Source organism: Qipengyuania sp., from assembly GCF_042095715.1.
Classification (GTDB): domain Bacteria; phylum Pseudomonadota; class Alphaproteobacteria; order Sphingomonadales; family Sphingomonadaceae; genus Qipengyuania.
Map to the genome: position 1 here is coordinate 1 of NZ_JBELMO010000101.1, position 7,086 is coordinate 7,086.

The 7,086-nt window shown below is 63.6% G+C and carries 8 protein-coding genes; 2 read left to right on the top strand and 6 right to left on the bottom strand.

The genetic code is table 11. From position 1 onward, the window contains the following. The 5 genes from ACFDTG_RS15460 to ACFDTG_RS15480 form a co-directional block, all read right to left on the bottom strand. Positions 1-1,122: methylmalonyl-CoA mutase family protein (locus ACFDTG_RS15460; protein ID WP_375291859.1), on the bottom strand; the 1,122-nt coding region annotated here is incomplete at its 3' end. An 8-nt stretch (positions 1,123-1,130) separates the two neighbouring features. Next, the gene (locus ACFDTG_RS15465) at positions 1,131-1,742 is read right to left on the bottom strand and encodes a glutathione S-transferase family protein (protein WP_375291860.1); all 612 of its coding nucleotides are present in this window, start codon (positions 1,740-1,742) and stop codon (positions 1,131-1,133) included. A 24-nt stretch (positions 1,743-1,766) separates the two neighbouring features. Continuing rightward, positions 1,767-2,228: a methylmalonyl-CoA epimerase gene (gene mce, locus ACFDTG_RS15470; protein WP_375291861.1), complete on the bottom strand. Its 462-nt coding sequence runs from the start codon at positions 2,226-2,228 to the stop codon at positions 1,767-1,769. Then, the gene (locus ACFDTG_RS15475; protein WP_375291862.1) at positions 2,225-2,437 is read right to left on the bottom strand and encodes a hypothetical protein; all 213 of its coding nucleotides are present in this window, start codon (positions 2,435-2,437) and stop codon (positions 2,225-2,227) included. Before ACFDTG_RS15475 ends, mce begins: the two co-directional genes overlap by 4 nt. A 9-nt stretch (positions 2,438-2,446) precedes the next feature. Then, a complete protein-coding gene (locus tag ACFDTG_RS15480) occupies positions 2,447-3,979 on the bottom strand; it encodes an acyl-CoA carboxylase subunit beta (RefSeq protein ID WP_375291863.1) in 1,533 nt (510 codons plus the stop codon). A gap of 124 nt (positions 3,980-4,103) precedes the next feature. On the opposite strand from ACFDTG_RS15480, the gene ACFDTG_RS15485 reads away from it, so the two are divergent. Continuing rightward, a complete protein-coding gene (locus ACFDTG_RS15485; protein WP_375291864.1) occupies positions 4,104-5,540 on the top strand; it encodes a short-chain fatty acyl-CoA regulator family protein in 1,437 nt (478 codons plus the stop codon). Between the two features lie 9 nt (positions 5,541-5,549). Here ACFDTG_RS15485 and ACFDTG_RS15490 read toward each other — a convergent pair whose 3' ends face one another. Further along, positions 5,550-6,290, bottom strand: coding sequence for a TlyA family RNA methyltransferase (locus tag ACFDTG_RS15490; RefSeq protein ID WP_375291865.1), 741 nt, complete (start codon positions 6,288-6,290; stop codon positions 5,550-5,552). Between the two features lie 34 nt (positions 6,291-6,324). On the opposite strand from ACFDTG_RS15490, the gene ACFDTG_RS15495 reads away from it, so the two are divergent. Beyond that, complete coding sequence (locus ACFDTG_RS15495) at positions 6,325-6,867, top strand: hypothetical protein (RefSeq protein ID WP_375291866.1); 543 nt, start codon at positions 6,325-6,327, stop codon at positions 6,865-6,867. The last annotated feature ends 219 nt before the right edge of the window (positions 6,868-7,086 follow it).

The window sequence follows — 7,086 nt, forward strand, 5'->3', positions numbered from 1 at the left end:
CACCAGCTGCGTGTTGCGCGCGATCCGGGCGCTGAAATCCGTCGGCAGCGCGATCGCTTCATCCAGCGCATTGGTGTGGAGCGACTGAGTCCCGCCCAGCACCGCCGCCATCGCCTCGATTGTGGTGCGGATGACGTTGTTGTAAGGATCCTGCTCCTGCAAGCTTACGCCGCTGGTCTGGCAATGGGTGCGCAGCATCTTCGACTTGTCGGATTTCGCACCGAGTTCGGTCATGACATCGTGCCACAGCTGGCGCCCGGCGCGCATCTTGGCGATCTCCATGAAGAAATTCATGCCGATGCCCCAGAAGAAGGACAGGCGCGGCGCGAAAGCATCGATATCGAGGCCAGCTTCCATGGCGCGCTTGGCGTATTCCTTGCCGTCGGCGATGGTGAAAGCCAGTTCCTGCACCGCCGTGGCGCCGGCCTCGTGCATATGATAGCCCGAGATCGAAATGCTGTTGAATTTCGGCATGTTGGCGCTGGTATATGCGATGATGTCGCTCACGATCCGCATGCTCGGCTCAGGCGGATAGATATAGGTGTTGCGGACCATGAACTCCTTGAGGATGTCGTTCTGGATGGTCCCGGCCAGCTTGTCCTGGCTCACCCCCTGCCGCTCCGCCGCGACGATGTAGAACGCCAGCACGGGGATCACCGCGCCGTTCATCGTCATCGACACGCTCATGGTGTCGAGCGGGATCTGGTCGAACAGGATTTCCATGTCGCGCACGGTGTCGATGGCGACGCCCGCCTTGCCGACATCGCCGACCACGCGCGGGTGATCCGAATCGTAGCCGCGATGTGTGGCGAGGTCGAAGGCAACGCTCAGCCCCTTCTGCCCCGCGGCGAGATTGCGGCGGTAGAAGGCGTTCGATTCCTCGGCGGTGGAGAAGCCCGCGTACTGGCGGATGGTCCAAGGCCTGCCTGTGTACATCGAAGCATAGGGCCCACGCGTGAACGGCGCGATGCCCGGGACACCGGGGTCGATGTCGGCGGTATCCTCGCTCGTATAGAGCGGCTTTACGTCGATCCCCTCCGGCGTTTGCCAGGTCAGGTCGCGGCCCTTCACCTCCTTGTCGGCGAGGGGCTTCCAGTCTTCGAACTTGGGTTTGTCGGTCATTCGGTCACTCAGGCTTGGGCGCTCGGGCGGGCGGACACATTTTCGTGCCACTTGCGCAGGTTCTCGCACTCTTCCGGCATGCCGCATCCGATGAATTCGGCGAAATCGGCTGTCGTGAGCAGCAGGATGTCCGAGGCGGAATAGGCGTCACCGGCCAGGAACGTTCGATCCGCCAGCGAGGCGTCAAAGAAGCGAAAGCCATCGGCGACGCGAGGGCGGTTCGCCTCGCCCCACTCCGCATTGCGGCCCGGCAGCGCAGCGGTAAAGGAATGGGTATGGACCCAGACCGCGGCAACGGCGGGCATCAGGATCAACTCGACCCGGCGGTTCCACATCTCGATCTCGGCTATTTCGCGAGAGGTTGTGCCGAACAGCGCAGGCTCCGGGTGCTCGGCCTCGAGATAGCGCATGATTGCAACGCTTTCCGCGATCACGGTGCCATCGTCCAGTTCGAGGATCGGCGTCTGCCCGCGCGGGTTTTTGGCGACGAAGTCCGGCGCCTTCTGCTCGCGCTTGGGGATCGAGACCTCTTGCGAGGGCAGGTCGATTCCCTTCTCCGCCGCGAAAATGCGCACGCGGCGCGGATTGGGGGCCGGATTGGGGCTGTCGTAGAATAGCATCGTAGTTCCTCTCTCCCGTTGCGTTCAGTTAGACCAGTGCGCGCCGTCTTTGGGCGTCTCCATGATCTCGGTCAGTTGCCCCATCATGTCCTTGGGGTGGAGGAAGAAGATCGGCGTGCCGTGCGCGCCGATGCGCGTGGGGCCGAGGATGCGCTTGCCCAGCCCCTCGAACCAGCTGCGCGCCTCGGCGATATCGTCGACCTCGTAGCACACATGATGCTGCCCGCCCGTAGGGTTCTTGGCGAGGAAGCCGGCGATGGGCGAAGCATCGGACAAGGGCTCGATCAGCTCGATCTGCGTGCCAAAGCTCGGCCCGCTCTCGGTCGGATCGCCGGGTGTATCGACGAAGCATACCTTCACCCCCTGCTCCTCCAGATCGAAGGGATCGCGGATCTTCGTCGCGCCCATGACATCGCGGTAATAGGCGATGGATTCTGCGATCGAGGGCGTCGCGACGCCGATGTGGTTGAGGCGGCCGAGTTTCATTTCGTTTTCCTTGACGAGGCGCGCCACCAGCTGAGGACGGTATAAATCGCGAAGGCGAAAGGGGCATAGAGGATGAGAAGAAAGGGGTTTTCGAAACTGTCGACGACATACATTTCACGGATTGTCGAATGCGGTCCCCAGCTTGCCAAGAGCACCGCGCAGCCAAGGCTGAGAAGGCACAGCAACACGAAGACAACTAGTTTCGACATTGAATTACCTCACAACGGGATATTGTCATGCTTCTTCCACGGGTTCTCGAGCTCTTTCCCGCGCAGCTTCCGCAGCCCCAACGCAATCCGCCGTCGCGTCGAGTGCGGATAGATGACCTCGTCGATGTAGCCGCGTGAAGCTGCGACGAAGGGGTTGGCGAAGCGGTCTTCGTATTCCTTGGTCTTCTCCGCGATCTTTTCGGGGTCGTCGCGGTCCTGGCGGAAGATGATCTCCACCGCGCCCTTCGCGCCCATCACCGCGATCTCTGCGGTGGGCCAGGCGTAGTTGAGGTCGCCGCGCAAATGCTTGGAGCTCATCACGTCGTACGCGCCGCCATAGGCCTTTCGGGTGATAACGGTGATCTTGGGCACGGTCGCCTCGGCATAGGCGAACAGCAGCTTTGCGCCGTGCTTGATGATGCCATTGTGCTCCTGCCCCGTGCCGGGAAGGAAGCCGGGCACGTCCACGAACGTCAGGATCGGAATCTCAAACGCATCGCAGAAACGCACGAAGCGCGCGGCTTTCTTGGATGAATTGATGTCGAGTACGCCCGCCAGCACCATCGGCTGGTTCGCCACCACGCCCACGGTGCGCCCTTCCACCCGGCCGAATCCGCAGATGATGTTGGCGGCGTGGGCGGGCTGCACCTCGAAGAAATCCCCCTCGTCCAGGGTTTTACGGATCACTTCGTGCATGTCGTAAGGCTGGTTGGCGTTGGCCGGGATCAGCGTGTCCAGGCTCTCTTCGCTCCTGTCCCACGGATCGCTGGTCGGCCGCTCGGGGGCTTTCTCGCGGTTCGAAAGCGGCAGGAAATCGAAGAAATCGCGGGTGGCGAGCAGCGTCTCGATATCGTTTTCGAAGGCGACATCGGCCACGCTGGTCTTGGTGGTGTGCGTTACCGCACCGCCCAGCTCCTCTTGCGTCACCACCTCATTGGTGACGGTTTTCACCACCTCCGGGCCGGTCACGAACATGTAGCTCGAATCCTTCACCATGAAGATGAAGTCGGTCATGGCGGGCGAATAGACCGCGCCGCCCGCACATGGTCCCATGATGAGGCTGATCTGCGGCACCACGCCGCTCGCCAGCACATTGCGCTGGAACACCTCGGCATAGCCGCCCAGCGAGGCCACGCCCTCCTGAATGCGCGCGCCGCCGGAATCGTTGAGGCCGATCACGGGCGCGCCGACCTTCATCGCCATGTCCATGACCTTGCAGATCTTCTCCGCATGGCGTTTCGATAGCGAACCGCCGAACACGGTGAAGTCCTGGCTGAACACGAACACCAACCGCCCGTTGATCGTGCCGCTGCCGGTAACCACGCCGTCACCCGGAATACGCTGGTTCTCCATCCCGAAATCGATGCAGTCGTGTTCGACATAGGTGTCGAGTTCTTCGAAGCTGTCTTCGTCCAGCAGAACTTCGAGGCGCTCGCGCGCGGTCAGCTTGCCCTTGGCGTGCTGGGCATCGATGCGCTTCTGACCCCCGCCCAGCTTTGCTGCGGCCCGGCGACGTTCGAGTTCGGCGATGTTGGCTGACATGGACTCTCCCTGTGCGGCATCCAATCGGTGGCCGCGTGCAACTGGCGAAGCCTGCCTGTTGACGCTGGGTGGGAGGACTGTCCAATGCAAAGTTGCAAATTTGCAAAGCAGCTGTTTGCAAATTATGCGAAGTTCCGTGCCAGTGCGCAGACGCCTCTTTGCAGGAACACGCCTGCGTCAGCTTCGCGAAAGCTGTGCGCTGCGTCAGTCAGACCTCGCCCGGTCGCTCGGCGTGAGCGCGAGCTATCTCTCTCAGCTCGAAAACGACCAGCGCCCGCTCACCTCCGCCCTGATCGACCGGTTGGCGAGCCTGTTCCCCATCGACTGGCAGGATCTGGGCACCGACGGCACCGAGCAGCTGATCGTGGCCCTGCGCGAGGCGAGCGCCGATCCGCTCTTTTCCGGTCCCCTGCCCCCCAATCAGCTGGCGCGGCTCGCAGAGCAGAACCCGGCCTTTGCCGAGCGGTTCATCTCATTGCACGAGGCCTATCGCCGAACAGGGCAGCGCCTCGCAATGGTGGACGAGGCGCTGACCACCGGCAGCCCCCCGAGCGAGACCGGCACCACCGCCAGGCTGCCCTGGGAACAGGTGCGCGACTGGTTTCACCTGGCCAACAACTACGTCGATACGCTGGACTGCGCAGCGGAGAAGCTGGCCCAGAAGCTGCGCGGGCGCAGCCCGTCACCCGATACCGACGCGCTCGAGACGCATGTGAGGCAGGCGCTCTCGATCTCGCTGATTTATTCGGGGCAATCGGGTATCCGCAGCTACGATGCGGAAATGAGCCATCTGATGATCGATCCGGGCCAGCCGGTCGAAAGCCGCCGCTTCCAGCTGGCCCATCAGCTCGTCTCGCTTGCCCTGCGGGACGAGATTCTCGCGGTCATCGAGGGAGCCCGGCTGGAAAGTGCCGCCTCGCGCCAGCTGCTGTTCGTCGGCCTCAGCAATTACGCGGCGGGCGCGCTGCTGATGCCTTACGAGGATTTTCGCCGCACCGCCCGCGGCCTGCGCCACGATATCGACCGGATCGCGCAAATCTTCGGCACCAGTTTCGAACAGACCTGCCACCGGCTTTCGACCTTGCAGCGCGAAGGGGCCAGGGGCGTGCCCTTCTTCTTCTGCCGGGTCGACATGGCGGGTAACATCACCAAGCGGCATTCGGCGACGCGGCTTCAGTTCGCCCGCTTCGGCGGCGCATGCCCGCTGTGGATCGTGCATGAGGCGGTCGCGGTGCCCGACCGGATACTTGTCCAATTGGCCGAAACGCCCGACGGGATGCGCTATGTCTCCATGGCGAAGGGGCTGGTGAAGCCGTCCGGCACGTTCGAACGGCCGCCGCGCCGCTATGCGGTGGCTCTGGGCTGCGAAACCGCCCATGCGGCCGAATTCATCTATGCCGACGGGCTGGACCTGGCTTCCGAGCGCAGCGTGGTGCCGATCGGGATATCCTGCCGCATCTGCCCCCGGCCCGATTGCGATCAGCGCGCCTTTCCGCCCAGTGACCGCGAGATCGAAGTCGATCCCGACAGCCGCGGGGTTGTTCCCTATCGTATCGGGTAGAGCGAGCCCTCAGCCGCTACGTAGCGCGGATATCAGGAATTCGACATTGCCTTCTGGCCCGGTGATCGGGCTTTCGACGATGCCCTGGACCGCGAAATGCAGGCCTTCCGCCCATTCGCGCACCTCCGCGCACACGCGGGCGTGCAGGGCCGGATCGCTGACCACGCCCTTCTTTCCCACCTCCTCCCGCCCTACCTCGAATTGCGGCTTGATCAGCGCGACCAGCCGGCACTCCGGCGTCGCCAGCTGGAGGGGCCGTTCCAGCACCTTGGCAAGGCCGATGAAGCTGGCATCGCACACCACCCAGCCAGTCGGCCGATCGATCATGTCCGGCGTCAGTATCCGCGCGCTCGTCTGTTCCAGCACCGTCACCCGCGGATCCTGCCGCAGCTTCCAGGCCAGCTGGTTGGTGCCGCTGTCCACCGCGAAGACATGCGCCGCGCCGTGATGCAGCAGGACATCGGTAAAGCCCCCCGTTGAACTGCCGATATCCATCGCCACCGCGCCCGCCGGATCGAGATCGAAGTGCGAAATCGCATGCGCCAGCTTGATCCCGCCGCGCGAAACCCACGGGTGGTCGCGCCCGCGAACCTCCAGCGGGGCGTCCTCGGGCAATTGCTGGCCCGATTTTTCCAGCTTGGTCTCGCCCGAAAAGACGAGGCCCGCCATGATCAGCGCCTGGGCCCGGCTGCGGCTTTCGACCAGGCCGCGGTCCACAAGCATCTGATCAAGGCGTCGTTTGGCAGGCATTGGAAATTTTGCGCCTAGCGTTCATTGGAGGGGGATGAAACCGATCTATTCCCGTCTCGCCGGTTCGCTGGCTCTCACCTTCGCCATCGCCGCCTGTGTCCCGCAGCCAAGGCCTGCGCCGCCCCCGGCGGAGCCCACGCCCGCCCCGGCCCCAGCGCCGGTCGCGGCACCGGCCCCGGTCTATTCCAACTGGATGGATGCCCCGCGGACGGCGGGCGACTGGTACTATCTCCCGGCGCCGGGTGGCGGCACCGCCGTTTTCGGCCCCTCGCAAGGCGATGGCCGTTTCACGCTGCGGTGCATTGCGCCGCAAAAGATCGTCGTGCTGTCCCGCATGGGCCAGGCACGCTCCGCCACCACGATGACGATTCGCACCGAGACCGTGACCCGCAGCCTTGCCGCATCCCCGACCGCCGGCCAGCCACCCGCCATCGAGGCGCGCCTTCCCGCCGCCGATCCGCTGCTCGACGCGATCGCGCTCAGCAAGGGGCGCTTCGCGGTGGAGATTGCCGGCCAGCCATCGCTTTACCTGCCGAGCTGGGCTGAAGTGACGCGGGTGATCGAGGACTGCCGCTGACGCCGTTTATGGCAAAGAAAAGGCCCGGCAAATTTGCCGGGCCACAAGCGACAATTCTGACGTGGGAAAAGTTTTTTTCAAGGCTTGTTTTTAGGCTTCGAAGGAATCAAATTGTTCTCAAGATCAGCGGCGAACGCGGTCTTGGGGCCCATTGAAAACGGCCTCTAGCTCACTAGCGCGAAAGGAGGTGATCCGATGTCTCATGGTTCAGCAGAGAGG